Annotated in this window: 16 protein-coding genes and 1 pseudogene; 5 read left to right on the forward strand and 12 right to left on the reverse strand. The window is 56.8% G+C overall.

Annotated elements, in window-relative coordinates:
- The first annotated feature begins 54 nt into the window (after positions 1-54).
- Complete coding sequence (gene mutS, locus RY075_RS18070) at positions 55-2,616, forward strand: DNA mismatch repair protein MutS (protein ID WP_045331305.1); 2,562 nt, start codon at positions 55-57, stop codon at positions 2,614-2,616.
- Between the two features lie 90 nt (positions 2,617-2,706).
- On the opposite strand, the gene RY075_RS18075 is transcribed toward mutS, so the two are convergent.
- Genes RY075_RS18075 through RY075_RS18085 form a run of 3 tightly spaced genes read right to left on the reverse strand, consistent with a single transcriptional unit; the run spans position 2,707 to position 4,958 of the window.
- The gene (locus RY075_RS18075) at positions 2,707-2,928 is read right to left on the reverse strand and encodes a non-oxidative hydroxyarylic acid decarboxylases subunit D (RefSeq protein ID WP_003862116.1); all 222 of its coding nucleotides are present in this window, start codon (positions 2,926-2,928) and stop codon (positions 2,707-2,709) included.
- 10 nt (positions 2,929-2,938) lie between these two features.
- Positions 2,939-4,366, reverse strand: a complete 1,428-nt coding sequence (locus tag RY075_RS18080; RefSeq protein WP_023314736.1) for a non-oxidative hydroxyarylic acid decarboxylases subunit C — start codon at positions 4,364-4,366, stop codon at positions 2,939-2,941.
- Positions 4,356-4,958: a non-oxidative hydroxyarylic acid decarboxylases subunit B gene (locus RY075_RS18085; protein WP_003862111.1), complete on the reverse strand. Its 603-nt coding sequence runs from the start codon at positions 4,956-4,958 to the stop codon at positions 4,356-4,358. The genes RY075_RS18080 and RY075_RS18085 overlap by 11 nt, the downstream gene beginning before the upstream one ends.
- A 173-nt stretch (positions 4,959-5,131) precedes the next feature.
- Between RY075_RS18085 and RY075_RS18090 the strand changes: the two genes are divergently transcribed.
- On the forward strand, positions 5,132-5,539 hold the full coding sequence (locus RY075_RS18090; protein ID WP_022651767.1) for a MarR family transcriptional regulator: 408 nt from the start codon (positions 5,132-5,134) through the stop codon (positions 5,537-5,539).
- Here the strand turns inward: RY075_RS18090 and RY075_RS18095 are convergent.
- Positions 5,536-6,423: a LysR family transcriptional regulator gene (locus RY075_RS18095; protein WP_023323674.1), complete on the reverse strand. Its 888-nt coding sequence runs from the start codon at positions 6,421-6,423 to the stop codon at positions 5,536-5,538. The two genes, RY075_RS18090 and RY075_RS18095, sit on opposite strands and share 4 nt — an antisense overlap.
- Positions 6,424-6,532: 109 nt before the next feature.
- Between RY075_RS18095 and RY075_RS18100 the strand changes: the two are divergent.
- Together RY075_RS18100 and RY075_RS18105 are read left to right on the forward strand one after the other, a co-directional pair.
- Positions 6,533-7,734: pseudogene (locus tag RY075_RS18100) on the forward strand (MFS transporter).
- Positions 7,731-8,108 carry a DUF4440 domain-containing protein gene (locus RY075_RS18105; RefSeq protein WP_109949096.1) on the forward strand — a complete coding sequence of 126 codons (378 nt, stop codon included), beginning with the start codon at positions 7,731-7,733 and terminating at the stop codon, positions 8,106-8,108. The pseudogene RY075_RS18100 and the gene RY075_RS18105 overlap by 4 nt, the downstream one beginning before the upstream one ends.
- Before the next feature lie 50 nt (positions 8,109-8,158).
- Here the strand turns inward: RY075_RS18105 and rpoS are convergent, their stop codons facing one another.
- Together rpoS and nlpD are read right to left on the reverse strand one after the other, a co-directional pair.
- Positions 8,159-9,151: an RNA polymerase sigma factor RpoS gene (gene rpoS / locus RY075_RS18110; protein WP_338627879.1), complete on the reverse strand. Its 993-nt coding sequence runs from the start codon at positions 9,149-9,151 to the stop codon at positions 8,159-8,161.
- Positions 9,152-9,210: 59 nt separating this feature from the next.
- Positions 9,211-10,284: a murein hydrolase activator NlpD gene (nlpD, locus tag RY075_RS18115; RefSeq protein ID WP_306173475.1), complete on the reverse strand. Its 1,074-nt coding sequence runs from the start codon at positions 10,282-10,284 to the stop codon at positions 9,211-9,213.
- Between nlpD and RY075_RS18120 the strand changes: the two genes are divergently transcribed.
- Positions 10,226-10,357 carry a peptidase gene (locus tag RY075_RS18120; RefSeq protein WP_306173474.1) on the forward strand — a complete coding sequence of 44 codons (132 nt, stop codon included), beginning with the start codon at positions 10,226-10,228 and terminating at the stop codon, positions 10,355-10,357. The two genes, nlpD and RY075_RS18120, sit on opposite strands and share 59 nt — an antisense overlap.
- Before the next feature lie 94 nt (positions 10,358-10,451).
- On the opposite strand, the gene RY075_RS18125 is transcribed toward RY075_RS18120, so the two are convergent.
- From RY075_RS18125 to ftsB, 6 genes are read right to left on the reverse strand one after another with little or no spacing between them, the layout of a single operon-like run.
- Positions 10,452-11,078 (reverse strand): protein-L-isoaspartate(D-aspartate) O-methyltransferase, encoded by a 627-nt coding sequence (locus RY075_RS18125; protein WP_015571709.1) that lies wholly within the window; start codon positions 11,076-11,078, stop codon positions 10,452-10,454.
- On the reverse strand, positions 11,072-11,833 hold the full coding sequence (gene surE, locus RY075_RS18130) for a 5'/3'-nucleotidase SurE (protein ID WP_017382816.1): 762 nt from the start codon (positions 11,831-11,833) through the stop codon (positions 11,072-11,074). The genes RY075_RS18125 and surE overlap by 7 nt, the downstream gene beginning before the upstream one ends.
- A complete protein-coding gene (gene truD / locus RY075_RS18135; RefSeq protein WP_023323677.1) occupies positions 11,814-12,863 on the reverse strand; it encodes a tRNA pseudouridine(13) synthase TruD in 1,050 nt (349 codons plus the stop codon). Before truD ends, surE begins: the two co-directional genes overlap by 20 nt.
- Positions 12,860-13,339 carry a 2-C-methyl-D-erythritol 2,4-cyclodiphosphate synthase gene (ispF, locus tag RY075_RS18140; RefSeq protein ID WP_058652613.1) on the reverse strand — a complete coding sequence of 160 codons (480 nt, stop codon included), beginning with the start codon at positions 13,337-13,339 and terminating at the stop codon, positions 12,860-12,862. Before ispF ends, truD begins: the two co-directional genes overlap by 4 nt.
- On the reverse strand, positions 13,339-14,049 hold the full coding sequence (gene ispD, locus RY075_RS18145) for a 2-C-methyl-D-erythritol 4-phosphate cytidylyltransferase (protein ID WP_022651774.1): 711 nt from the start codon (positions 14,047-14,049) through the stop codon (positions 13,339-13,341). Before ispD ends, ispF begins: the two co-directional genes overlap by 1 nt.
- Before the next feature lie 19 nt (positions 14,050-14,068).
- Positions 14,069-14,380 (reverse strand): cell division protein FtsB, encoded by a 312-nt coding sequence (gene ftsB, locus RY075_RS18150; protein ID WP_003862095.1) that lies wholly within the window; start codon positions 14,378-14,380, stop codon positions 14,069-14,071.
- Positions 14,381-14,402 lie beyond the last annotated feature (22 nt).

Genomic DNA, 14,402 nt, shown 5'->3' on the forward strand with positions numbered 1-14,402 from the left:
GCCATTGAGCCGCTCAAAGCGTAATATTTTCAAAGAAATGGATATCATAACTCCATGAGCACAATCGACAATTTCGACGCGCATACGCCAATGATGCAGCAGTACCTGAAGCTGAAGGCACAGCACCCGGAAATTTTGCTGTTTTACCGTATGGGCGATTTTTACGAGCTTTTTTATGATGATGCGAAACGTGCGTCTCAGCTGCTCGACATTTCCCTGACGAAACGTGGCGCGTCGGCAGGCGAGCCCATCCCGATGGCGGGTATCCCGCATCACGCGGTTGAAAACTATCTGGCGAAGCTGGTGAACCAGGGCGAGTCTGTCGCTATCTGCGAACAAATTGGTGACCCGGCCACATCGAAAGGCCCTGTTGAGCGCAAGGTCGTACGCATCGTCACGCCGGGAACCATCAGCGATGAGGCCCTGCTTCAGGAGCGCCAGGATAACCTGCTGGCGGCGATCTGGCAGGATGGTAAAGGGTTTGGCTACGCCACGCTGGATATCAGCTCCGGTCGTTTTCGCCTGAGTGAACCGGCTGACCGTGAAACCATGGCGGCTGAACTACAGCGCACTAATCCGGCAGAACTGCTTTATGCAGAGGATTTCGCCGAGATGGCGCTGATTGAAGGTCGCCGCGGCCTGCGTCGTCGTCCACTGTGGGAGTTCGAAATTGATACCGCGCGCCAGCAGTTAAACCTGCAATTTGGCACGCGCGATTTGATTGGCTTTGGCGTGGAAAACGCCCCGCGCGGGCTGTGTGCCGCAGGCTGCCTGTTGCAGTACGTTAAGGATACGCAACGTACCGCCCTGCCCCATATTCGTTCCATCACCATGGAGCGTCAGCAGGACAGCATCATCATGGATGCCGCCACGCGCCGCAACCTGGAGATCACGCAGAACCTCGCTGGCGGCATGGAAAATACGCTGGCGTCGGTTCTTGACAGCACGGTTACCCCCATGGGCAGCCGTATGCTCAAACGCTGGCTGCATATGCCGATCCGCAATACCGAAACGCTGACTGGCCGCCAGCAAACCATTGCCGCATTGCAGGATCGTTACACCGAATTGCAGCCGGTGCTGCGTCAGGTGGGTGATCTTGAGCGTATCCTGGCGCGCCTGGCCTTGCGCACCGCGCGTCCACGCGATCTCGCCCGTATGCGGCACGCGTTCCAGCAGTTGCCGGAACTGCGCGCTCAGCTGGGAGAGATCGACAGCGCGCCAGTGCAAAAGCTGCGCGAAACCATGGGCGAATTTACCGAGCTTCGCGAACTGCTGGAACGCGCCATCATTGATGCGCCGCCTGTTCTGGTGCGGGATGGCGGGGTTATTGCTCCGGGTTACAACGAAGAGCTGGACGAATGGCGTGCGCTGGCCGATGGCGCGACGGATTATCTGGATAAGCTGGAAATCCGCGAGCGTGAACGTCTGGGGCTCGACACCCTGAAAGTCGGCTACAACGCGGTACACGGTTACTATATCCAGATCAGCCGTGGGCAGAGCCACCTGGCCCCGATTCACTACGTTCGCCGCCAGACGCTGAAAAATGCCGAGCGCTACATTATACCCGAGCTGAAAGAGTACGAAGACAAAGTGCTCACGTCGAAAGGTAAAGCGCTGGCGCTGGAGAAACAGCTGTATGACGAGCTGTTCGACATCCTCATGCCGCACCTGGCTGACCTGCAACTGAGCGCCGCTGCGCTGGCCGAGCTGGATGTCCTGGTAAACCTGGCTGAGCGCGCCGACACGCTGAATTACACCTGTCCGACCTTTACTGACAAACCCGGCATTCGCATTACCGAAGGCCGCCACCCGGTGGTTGAGCAGGTGCTGAACGAGCCGTTTATTGCCAACCCGTTGAACCTGTCACCGCAGCGAAGAATGCTGATCATTACCGGCCCCAACATGGGCGGTAAAAGTACCTATATGCGCCAGACAGCCCTTATCGCGCTGCTCGCCTACATCGGCAGCTACGTTCCAGCGCAGAAGGTTGAGATTGGCCCTATCGACCGTATCTTCACCCGTGTGGGTGCGGCGGACGATCTGGCGAGCGGTCGCTCTACCTTTATGGTCGAGATGACCGAAACCGCCAACATTCTACATAACGCGACAGAGAACAGTCTGGTGTTGATGGACGAAGTAGGACGCGGTACCTCCACCTATGACGGCCTGTCTCTGGCCTGGGCGTGCGCGGAAAGTCTGGCAAATAAAATCAAGGCGCTGACGCTGTTCGCAACGCACTATTTCGAACTGACACAGCTGCCAGAGAAAATGGAAGGCGTGGCTAACGTCCACCTTGATGCGCTTGAGCACGGCGACACCATCGCCTTTATGCACACGGTGCAGGACGGCGCGGCAAGCAAGAGTTATGGCCTGGCCGTCGCGGCGCTGGCGGGCGTGCCAAAAGAGGTGATCAAGCGCGCGCGTCAGAAATTGCGTGAGCTGGAAAGTTTGTCACCGAATGCGGCGGCGACGCAGATAGATGGTACGCAGATGTCACTGCTGGCGGTCCCGGAAGAGACCTCTCCGGCCGTGGAAGCGCTGGAAAATCTCGACCCGGATTCGCTGACGCCGCGTCAGGCGCTGGAGTGGATTTATCGGTTGAAGAGTCTGGTTTAGTTCTCTGCGGTCTTTTGCCCGGTGGCGGCTTCGCCTTACCCGGCCTACAAAACCCGTAGGCCCGGTATGCGTAGCGCCACCGGGCTTTTTTTACAGCAGCGGCGGGATCGTCGGCACCTGCGGTGCTTCATCAATATCCTTCTGCGTCATGCGGAACGCTTCCGGGTAATGCTCGCGGCTGGTACGGCGCAGCGGTTCGGTATCGCGCCAGGTATACAGACAGTGCTGACACTGATATACCGTCCAGACACCTTTCACCGGTGATGTTGCCATCACTTCAATATGTTCATCGGCACAACGTGGACAAATCATTTTTTCCTCCTTATTGACGTGCCGCCAGCATCGCGGTCAGTTTTTCGGCCCAGGCTTTGGTTTCAGGGAGATCCTGTACCGGCTGGCTGTAGTGACCACGGTTGTCCGGGGCAACCGGGGTGGTGGCATCAATGATCAGCTTGTCAGTGATCCCCGCCGGGCTGGAGCCGGGGTCAAGCTCGAGCACTGACATATTCGGTAGCTGCACCAGATCGCCTGCCGGATTGACCTTTGATGACAGCGCCCACATCACCTGCGGCAGGTTAAACGGATCGACGTCTTCATCCACCATAATCACCATTTTCACGTAACCCAGACCGTGTGGCGTGGTCATGGCTCGGAGGCCGACCGCACGGGCAAAACCGCCGTAACGCTTTTTAGTGGAGATAATCGCCAGCAGACCGTGGGTGTACATGGCGTTTACCGCCTGCACTTCCGGGAATTCCGACTTTAGCTGCTGATAGAGCGGTACGCAGGTGGCGGGCCCCATCAGATAATCAATCTCGGTCCACGGCATGCCGAGGTAAAGGGATTCGAAAATGGGTTTGGTGCGGTAAGAGACTTTATCAATGCGTACGACCGTCATGTTGCGCCCGCCGGAGTAGTGTCCGGTAAACTCACCGAATGGCCCTTCAATTTCACGTTTCCGGCCTTCAATCACCCCTTCGAGGATCACTTCCGACCCCCACGGCACATCGAAACCGGTCAGCGGAGCCGTCGCAATCGGATACGGGCTTTCGCGTAGCGCACCGGCCATCTCATACTCGGATTGATCGTATTTCAGCGGCGTGGCGCCCATCAGGGTGATGATCGGATCGTTACCCAGCGTAATGGCAATAGGCAGGTCTTCGCCGCGCTCTTCTGCCTTATGCAGATGCAGCGCGATATCATGCATCGGCACCGGTTGCAGGCCGAGCTTACGCTTGCCCTTCACTTCCATACGGTAGATCCCGACGTTCTGTTTGCCGAAGTGATCGGGGTCGAGCGGATCGCGGGAGACAACGCACGCTTTATCGAGATAAAAGCCTCCGTCACCGTCGTTCAGGCGGAACAGCGGCAGAATGTCGAACAGGTTGATGTCTTCCCCGTCCACCGTGTTCTGCGCCCAGGCCGGATTTGCACGACGCTCTGGCGAGACGGGGAATTTGTCCCAGCGACGAATAAACTCGTCGATCTGTTTTTTCACCGGGGTATTCGCTGGCAGCCCCATCGAAATAGCGTGGTTTTGCCACGAGCCGATAGTGTTCATCACCACACGGGCATCGGTGAAGCCGCGAATATTATCGAACCACAGCGCAGGCGCACCATCGCCAATGCGTCCGGTAGCGTTGGCGGCCGCCGCTAAATCCGGCTCAGCGTTTACCTCTTCCTCAATTTTCAGCAGTTGCCCTTGCTCATCGAGCGCCTGCAAGAAGCTTCTCAAATCATCAAATGCCATCTTTATTCTCCTGTGAAAAATGTTTCGCTGCCTGCAAACCTTCCCAGCGTCGGGCTTTTTTATGCTCCAGACCAAACTGGTCGAGAACACGGGTCACGATATGCTGGGTAATGTCATCGGCGGTTTGCGGGTGGTTGTAGTACGCAGGCATAGGCGGCACCATCGCCACGCCCATACGGGAAAGAGCAAGCATGTTCTCGAGATGGATGGTGCTGAGCGGAGTCTCACGGGGAACCAGCACCAGCTTGCGCCCCTCTTTCAACACTACGTCTGCCGCACGCCCTACCAGCCCTTCGGCGTAGCCCGCGCGGATACCCGCCAGCGTTTTCATGCTGCACGGGATGACGATCATGCCGTCGGTGCGAAACGAGCCGGAGGAGATGGTGGCAGCCTGATCGGCCGGGCTATGGACGACATCCGCCAGTGCAGCAACGTCATGCGCAGTGAAGGGCGTTTCCAGCTCAATCGTGGTTTTTGCCCACTTCGACATCACCAGGTGCGTTTCCACCTCCGGCATTTCCCGCAGCGCCTGTAACAACGCCACGCCTAATGGCGCACCCGTCGCGCCCGTCATTCCCACAATCAATCTCATTCAGCACCTCAATTAATTTGTTCGTATACGAACATATTAATTAAACTACGCCTTGATCCTGCTGCTGACAAGATCGTTCGCATACGATCACACTAATCGCTAAAAAACTCTCGCGTTAAAATTCAGCCCAAGAGCGGCTATCATAGAGGGAGTATTTTTCCGTCGGAGTGCCCATGGAGTTAAGACAAGAAGCTTTCCACCTGCTACGTCAGCTTTTTCAACAGCATACCGCTCAGTGGCAGCACGCATTGCCTGAACTGACCAAGCCACAATATGCGGTGATGCGGTCAATTGCTGAAAATCCTGGTATTGAGCAGGTTGCCCTGACTGAAGTCGCGGTGAGCACCAAAGCGACGCTGGCAGAAATGCTGAGCCGCATGGAAGCACGCGGCCTGGTCAGGCGCGAGCACGATCCGGCAGACAAACGCCGTCGGTTTGTCTTTCTGACTGCCGAAGGAGAGGCCCTGCTTGAGAGCAGTAAACCGATTGGAAATGAGGTGGATGAGGCATTTCTGGGGCGCCTTAACGGCGCGGAACGAGAGCAATTTTCAGCGCTCATTAAAAAGATGATGCAGGGTTAAGTCACCCTGACGCGCATAAAATCAATAAATGTTCGCACTTTCGCGGGCACATGCCGGGCATCGGGATAAACGGCATAGATGCCCTGCTGAGCAAACGTGTATGCCGGTAACAGCGAGACCAGTTCCCCCGCATCCAGTGCGTTACGCACCAGCCACTCCGGCAGCAGCGCCACTCCACATCCCGCGAGGGCAAAAGCCATCAGCGCCTGGGCGCTGTCTGCATACAGGCGCGGCGCTTTCTTGATCTCAAAGGAAACCGGATGTCCATCAACACCTCTCACCTGCCAGCGCAGCGGCGACGTTAAACGCTCGTGAATGATCCAGTCCGCTTCCGCCAGTTGTTCCAGCGAGTCAACCGGATGGTTTGCCAGCCAGCCTGGCGTTGCCACGGGCAGGATGGTGAAGGAGGTCATCAACGCGGCGTGGTAGCGCGAATCTGCAAGCGTGCCGAGCCGGATAGCGACATCGAAGCGCTCGGCGATAAGATCGGCATGCAAAGAGGACGAGACATGCCGCACGCGAAGGTCCGGGTGCAACTGGCTAAATTCAGCCAGCAAAGGCACCACCACCTGCGAGCCATATTCGGGCGTGGTGGTGATCCGCAGTTCTCCCGTCAGCCCGGCGTGGTTGGCGCGAACGTCATCCTGCAATCGCTCTGCATCCCGTAACAGCATCACGCTTCGTTGATGAAAGAGCTTCCCCGCCTCGGTCAGCGTCAGGCGTCGGGTGGTTCGCAGCAACAGGGTGACGCCCAGCTCCTCTTCAAGCTGACGAATATGAAAGCTGACCACCGCTTTTGTCAGCCCCATCGCCTCCGCCGCGGCGGTGAAACTGCCGGTTTCCGCTACGGCGATAAACATTGCCGTACGCTGTAAATTAAGCATCGCTTGCCTGGTTAACTGTCAAAATAATGTTGACAGTATATCGTGCTTTGTCGCGTTTATCCGTAACGTGCGGGCCGATACGATACGCCACCTCACCGGAGGAACTTCCATGACGTATCGCAGCAAAATCGCCGTCGTCTTTCTGCTCGGCTTTTTCCTTGATTTGATAAACATGTTTATTGCCAGCGTCGCCTTTCCGGCGATGGCTCGCGCTTTCAATACCACACCTTCCGCGCTTGCCTGGGTAAGTAACGGATACATTGCCGGGCTAACGCTAGTCATCCCTTTCAGCAGTATCCTGACGCGCCGCGTCGGGCCGAAGCGCGTTATCCTGCTCTCACTGCTTCTCTTTAGCGCGGCCTCCGTTGCGGCGGGTCTCTCATCTTCGCTGGAAAGTCTGATTGTCTGGCGAGTCGTACAGGGCGCCGGAGGGGGTTTACTGATCCCGGTTGGTCAGGCGCTGACCTGGCAACAGTTTAAGCCTCATGAGCGGGCCAGACTCTCCTCGGCGGTGATGCTGGTCGCACTGCTTGCCCCCGCCTGCTCACCGGCTGTGGGCGGTATGCTGGTTCAGACATTCAGCTGGCGCTGGATATTTTTTGCCACCCTGCCCGTCGTCATTGTCACCTTTGCTTTGGCCTGCGCGTGGCTTAAAACAGAACCGTCGCCGATAACCCCCACCAGGACAGTAAACCTGTCTTTGCTGACGGATCCGCTGTTGCGCTTATCCATGCTTATCTATGTGTGCGTACCCGGCATTTTTATCGGCGTGAACGTAACGGGCATGTATTACCTCCAGAGCGAGGCCAATATGACACCCGCCGCAACGGGCATGCTTATGCTGCCGTGGTCTGTGGCTTCGTTTTTGGCTATCACCACGACAGGACGCTATTTCAACCGTATCGGCCCCCGGCCGCTGGTGGTCATCGGTTGCCTTTTGCAGGCGACGGGCATTCTGCTTTTAGTTAACGTCGGCCCGGCAATGCTGCTACCTGCCGTTGCGTTTGCGCTGATGGGCGCGGGGGGAAGCCTTTGCAGCAGTACGGCTCAGAGCAGCGCGTTTTTGACGATGCGACCGGAAAATATGCCTGATGCCAGCGCGCTATGGAATCTGAATCGTCAGTTGAGCTTTTTTGCGGGTGCCCTGCTGCTGGCGCAGGCGCTGAGCTTCATGCAGCTTATCTCTCGCAGCTGGCAGCCTGGCACGGGATGTTTGTTTTTGCCGCAGTCATCACTCTACTGCCCGTACTGTACGTCTACCGTCTTAACAACACGCAGTTACTTGCGCAACTGCAACAGGAGCAACCATGACCCATTTCGAACAAGAGATCCTCGACATTCACGTCGCCCTTGAAAACTGGTTAGGTGCAGGCGAAGGCGATCGGGACGCCCTGCTCGCCCGTTTCCGTCCGGATTTTCTGATGGTTCCACCGAGTGGCAACCCGTTAGATCATCACGCGCTTGCCCAATTTTTATATGCGCAGCGGGGAACCCGACCCGGGCTCAGGATCGGTATTGACGCGTTAACAACGCTTCAGACATGGGACAACGGCGCGGTGCTCCATTACCGGGAGACGCAAACCCGGCCAGGCCAGCCCGTCAACGTGCGCTGGTCAACCGCGGTGCTTAATCAGGAAGGGGATAACATCACCTGGCGTTTGCTGCACGAAACGGCGCAGCCGTAAGGCATAAAAAAGGCCCGTCTCACGACGGGCCTTTTCTGACGAATGGTTGCTTACTCGCGGAACAGCGCTTCGATATTCAGACCTTGCCCTTGCAGGATTTCACGCAGGCGGCGTAGGCCTTCAACCTGAATCTGACGAACACGTTCACGGGTCAGGCCAATCTCACGGCCGACATCTTCCAGTGTCGCAGCTTCATACCCCAGTAAACCGAAACGACGTGCCAGCACCTCACGCTGTTTGGCGTTCAGTTCGAACAGCCATTTGACGATGCTCTGTTTCATGTCATCGTCCTGCGTGGTGTCTTCCGGGCCGTTGTCTTTTTCATCGGCCAGGATGTCCAGCAGCGCTTTTTCGGAGTCGCCACCCAGCGGGGTGTCAACCGAGGTAATGCGCTCGTTGGGACGCAGCATACGGCTTACGTCATCAACCGGTTTGTCGAGTTGCTCTGCGATCTCTTCCGCACTTGGCTCGTGGTCCAGTTTATGGGACAACTCGCGCGCGGTACGCAGATAAACATTCAACTCTTTGACGATGTGGATCGGCAGTCGAATCGTACGGGTCTGGTTCATAATAGCCCGTTCGATGGTCTGACGAATCCACCAGGTCGCGTAGGTTGAGAAACGGAACCCGCGTTCCGGGTCAAACTTCTCAACTGCGCGGATGAGACCTAAGTTGCCCTCTTCAATCAGATCCAGCAGAGCCAGACCACGATTGCCGTAACGGCGGGCAATTTTCACGACCAGTCGCAGGTTACTTTCGATCATGCGACGACGCGAGGCAACATCACCACGCAAAGCACGACGTGCGAAATAGACTTCTTCTTCGGCCGTTAGCAGTGGGGAGTAACCAATCTCCCCAAGGTAAAGCTGAGTCGCGTCCAGCACACGCTGTGTGGCACCCTGCGATAACAGCTCTTCTTCAGCCAAATCGTTATCACTGGGTTCCTCTTCTACTAAGGCTTTTTCGTCAAAAGCCTCTGCTCCGTTCTCATCAAATTCCGCGTCTTCATTTAAATCATGAACTTTCAGCGTATTCTGACTCATAAGGTGGCTCCTACCCGTGATCCCTGGACGAGACACCCTGGCTGGCATGCCCCGTCAATTTATCGCTGCGGTAAATATTGCAGCGGGTTTACGGATTTCCCCTTGTAACGAATTTCAAAATGCAAGCGTGTAGAACTGGTTCCGGTGCTACCCATGGTAGCGATTTTTTGCCCCGCCTTAACTTCTTGTTGTTCCCGGACCAGCATTGTGTCGTTATGGGCGTAGGCACTCAGGTAATCATCATTATGTTTGATGATAATAAGATTACCGTAACCGCGCAGTGCGTTACCGGCATAGACAACGCGTCCGTCTGCGGTCGCGATGATTGCCTGTCCTTTACTGCCTGCGATATCGATCCCTTTGTTGCCCCCCTCAGAGGTAGCGAAGTTCTCGATGATCTTGCCGTCAGTTGGCCAACGCCAGGTGGTAATTGACGAGCTGGCATTCTGACTGCTTGCAGTCGGTACAGTAGAGCTAACCACAGGTGCCGTAGTCGGTGCTGTGACAACAGTCGCAGTACCTTTATTATTCGGCAACATTTTGTTAGCACTCTGATCACCTGAATCCTCAGAATACGTAATTACAGGTTGTGAAGCAACCACCGTGGTGGTTTTTTGTGCAGGGGTGACGCTGTTATTTTGCGCAGTTACGTCGGCTGCTGAAACGGTATTGCCTGGCGTAAGCGGTGTCCCCGTCGCGTTGCCAACCTGAAGCGTTTGCCCGACTTCCAGAGCATACGGGGCCTGGACGTTGTTTCGCTGTGCCAGATCGCGGAAATCGTTCCCGGTGATCCAGGCAATATAGAACAGCGTATCGCCGCGCTTCACGGTATAGGTACTGCCGCCGGTATAGCTACCTTTCGGAATGTTCCCATACTTACGGTTATACACTATGCGGCCATTTTCAGTCTGAACAGGCTGTTCCACTGGCTGTATCTGCGTAGGCTGCGTAACTGGACGCTGAACCGGCTGGATCTGCGGCGTTTGCTGCGCCGTTGAGGTGCCCATTTTAGGCGGAGGGGTGATCAACATTCCGCTGGACGTGTTACCCGAGCCGCTGGTTCCATTAACGGAACTGACGGGCGCAGGCGCGTTATTTGAACTTGTACAGCCTGCCAGCCAGAGCGAAACCAGTGATAATGCCGCAACACGGCTGATGGTGAATTTTGGGCTTCCCGCGCTCATTTATCCCCCAGGAATGTGTTAACTACCAGTGACTTAAAAATAACCGTGATGGCACGAACCTATCGCGCCACACCATACGCTGAATTTGCCTTAATAACCCTGGAAAAATCCGAGTCTCAGGCCAGCTCGCCCTTAACCAGGGGCACAAAGCGTACGGCTTCCACGGTATCGATAATAAACTCGCCGCCGCGTCGACGAACGCGCTTTAAAAGCTGCTGCTCATCGCCGACGGGCAAAACAAGAATGCCGCCCTCGTCCAGCTGCGAGAGAAGTGCAGCGGGGATTTCAGGTGGCGCTGCCGTGACAATGATGGCGTCAAACGGGGCGCGAGCCTGCCAACCCTGCCATCCATCGCCGTGGCGTGTCGATACATTATGTAAATCAAGCTGTTTCAGGCGACGGCGCGCCTGCCACTGCAACCCTTTAATCCGTTCCACGGAACAGACATGGTGCACAAGGTGGGCCAGGATCGCGGTCTGATACCCTGAACCGGTGCCAATTTCCAGCACCCGGGAGTCTGGCGTTAACTCCAGAAGCTCCGTCATACGCGCCACCATGTAGGGCTGCGAAATCGTCTGGCCTTGCCCGATGGGCAGCGCCACGTTTTCCCACGCTTTGTGTTCAAACGCCTCATCTACAAACTTCTCACGGGGAACCTGGGCAAGCGCATCCAGCACCTGCTCGTTGGCAATCCCCTGTGCGCGTAATTGTTCCAGAAGAGTTTGTACACGTTTACTTACCATTGCGCGTTCACTCCGACCCGATCTAACCAGTCCGACACCACATCATGCGCGCTATAAGCGGTTAAATCTACGTGCAACGGCGTTACGGAAACGTAACCCTCATCCACCGCAGCGAAGTCGGTGTCTGGCCCGGCATCGCATTTATCTCCCGGCGGGCCGATCCAGTACAGGGTATTGCCACGCGGATCCTGCTGGGGAATAACCTGATCGGCCGGGTGGCGACTGCCGCAGCGCGTCACGCGGATCCCTTTAATCTCGTCCAGTGGGAGATCCGGCACGTTAATATTAAGGATACGTCCGGTACGCAGTGGCTCGCGGCCAAGCGCACGGAGAATGGAGCAGGTCACCGCGGCGGCAGTGTCATAGTGGGTGTGGCCGTTTAACGAGACCGCCAGCGCCGGGAAACCCAGGTGACGCCCTTCCATCGCCGCGGCCACGGTGCCGGAGTAAATCACATCATCGCCAAGATTTGGTCCGGCATTGATGCCGGAGACCACAACATCCGGCCGAGGGCGCATCAGCGCATTTACGCCCAGAAACACGCAGTCGGTCGGCGTCCCCATCTGGACGGCAATATCGCCATTCTCAAAGGTAAAGGTGCGAAGTGAAGACTCCAGCGTCAATGAGTTAGACGCGCCACTGCGGTTACGATCGGGAGCCACGACCTGCACATCCGCAAATTCGCGGAGGTGTTTCGCCAGCGTCTGAATACCTGGCGCATGGATCCCGTCATCGTTACTCAGCAATATTCGCATAATCACCCGACGTGTTGATAAGTTCCCTGACAACACTGGTGGCAAAGCTACCTGCCGGCAGCCAGAAGCGTAACTCGACGGTTACGTCATCCCACCAGTTCCAGCTCAGCTGTTGCGGGTAGAGGAGCATCGCACGGCGCGCCGCCTCGACCTTTTCCCGCACCAGCAACGATTGTAATTCTGGCGCATCCGCCACCGCTGACTGCTCAGCGGCCAGCGCCTCGCCCTGGGTTCCCCAGTCGCCTGAACCCGGCAAGGCGGCGGTAATCATCAGCGTTTTAGCGTCCACGCGCGACTGGACATCGGCCATCTCATCGGCCGTTGCCACAAACCAGCTTCCGCGTCCCGCTAATTGTAGCGCATCGCCGACAACAACTTGATTCGCGTCCGGTTTTTTCAGCCGTTCGCTCACAATCTGATTAAACAACGCACTGCGGGCCGCCGACAACCAAAAACTGCGTTTATTACGATCGCGCACCGGTGCACCGCTTTGCGCCCAGCGCAGCGCACCCAGCAGGTTGCTGCCACCAATGCCAAAGCGCTGTGCGCCGAAATAGTTTGGCACGCCGCGTTCGTTAATGGCCTTCAGGCGTTTTTCAACGTCTTCGCGTTCGGTCACTTCGCGCAACACCAGAGTAAAGGCATTGCCTTTTAACGCTCCCAGACGCAATTTGCGTTTATGGCGGGCGTACTCCAGTACCTTACAGCCCTCAAGCTCAAATTTGCTTAAATCGGGCATGCCGTTGCCGGGCACGCGGGCGCAAAGCCACTGTTCGGTCACGGCATGTTTATCTTTTTGACCGGCAAAGCTCACTTCGCGGGCGTGAATATTGAGGAATTTTGCCAGCGCGTCCGCCACGAAGCGGGTGTTGCAGCCGTTTTTCAGAATGCGCACCAGGATGTGCTCGCCTTCGCCGTCCGGCTCAAAACCGAGATCTTCCACTACCACGAAATCTTCAGGGTTGGCTTTCAGCAGCCCCTTGCCCTGCGGTTCACCGTGCAGATACGTCAGGTTGTCGAAATCCGTCATTTGGCCGCCTTCACCAGCAGCGCCACGGCTTCACAGGCAATGCCTTCGCCACGACCGGTAAAGCCCAGCTTCTCCGTGGTGGTCGCTTTGACGTTGACGTCGTCCATATGGCAACCCAGATCTTCAGCGATAAACACGCGCATCTGAGGGATGTGCGGCAGCATCTTCGGTGCCTGGGCAATGATCGTCACATCAACGTTGCCAAGGGTGTAGCCTTTGGCCTGAATACGACGCCAGGCTTCGCGCAGCAGTTCGCGGCTGTCTGCGCCTTTAAAAGCAGGATCGGTGTCCGGGAACAGTTTGCCAATGTCGCCCAGCGCGGCGGCACCCAGCAGCGCGTCGGTCAGCGCATGCAGCGCCACGTCGCCATCAGAATGCGCCAGCAGACCTTTTTCGTAAGGAATGCGCACGCCGCCAATGATAATTGGGCCAACGCTGCCAAAGGCGTGTACATCAAAACCGTGTCCAATACGCATTATGCCTTCTCCTGAGGGGTCGTACGGGTAAGATAAAATTCCGCGAGCTGTAAGTCTTCCGGGCGCGTCACTTTTATATTATCAGCGCGCCCTTCAACAAGCGTGGGGTGGAAACCGCAATACTCCAGCGCCGAGGCTTCGTCCGTAATGGTCGCACCTTCTTTAAGCGCACGCGTTAAGCAGTCGTGGAGTAATTCGCGGGGAAAAAATTGTGGCGTCAGCGCGTGCCATAGATCGACGCGCTCGACGGTGTGGGCAATCGCCGGTTTACCCGGTTCGGCACGCTTCATGGTGTCACGCACCGGGGCGGCCAGAATGCCGCCCACGTTACTGGTTTCGCTCAGGGCCAGCAGACGTGACAGATCGTCGTGATGCAGACAGGGACGCGCGGCATCGTGCACCAGCACCCACTGCGCGTTCCCGGCAGCCTGAATGCCCGCCAGAACGGAGTCAGCCCGCTCTGCGCCGCCGTCAACGACGGTAATCTGAGGGTGATTCGCCAGCGGGAGCTGAGCAAAACGTGCATCGCCGGGGCTGATGGCAATAACAACGCGTTTCACCCGAGAATGCGCCAGCAGCGCCGCCACGGCGTGCTCGAGGATCGTTTTATCGCCAATTGAGAGGTACTGCTTAGGACATTCTGTCTGCATGCGCCGGCCAAAACCTGCGGCCGGCACCACGGCACAGACGTCCGAAAAAGTTGCTGCCATGTCGTAATCCTGGGCCTGATTATCGATTGTTTTGTGCGGAGCCCTGATTGCGTTTAGACGCATCCGGAACCAGGCGATAAAACGTTTCGCCCGGCTTAGTCATACTGAGTTCATTGCGTGCGCGCTCCTCAATCGCCTCCTGGCCGCCATTGAGGTCATCAATTTCAGCAAAAAGTTGATCGTTACGCGCTTTAAGTTTGGCGTTTGTCGCCTGCTGTGCCGCGACGTCATCGCTCACCCGGCTGTAGTCGTGCAGTCCGTTTTTGCCGAACCACAGCGAATATTGCAGCCAGACCAGCAAAGCCAGCAACAGCAGCGTTAGTTTACCCATCCTGCCCCCTGAAAAAACGGCA

Origin of the sequence: Enterobacter sp. JJBC, assembly GCF_036936505.1 — a bacterium.
Classification (GTDB): domain Bacteria; phylum Pseudomonadota; class Gammaproteobacteria; order Enterobacterales; family Enterobacteriaceae; genus Enterobacter; species Enterobacter hormaechei_C.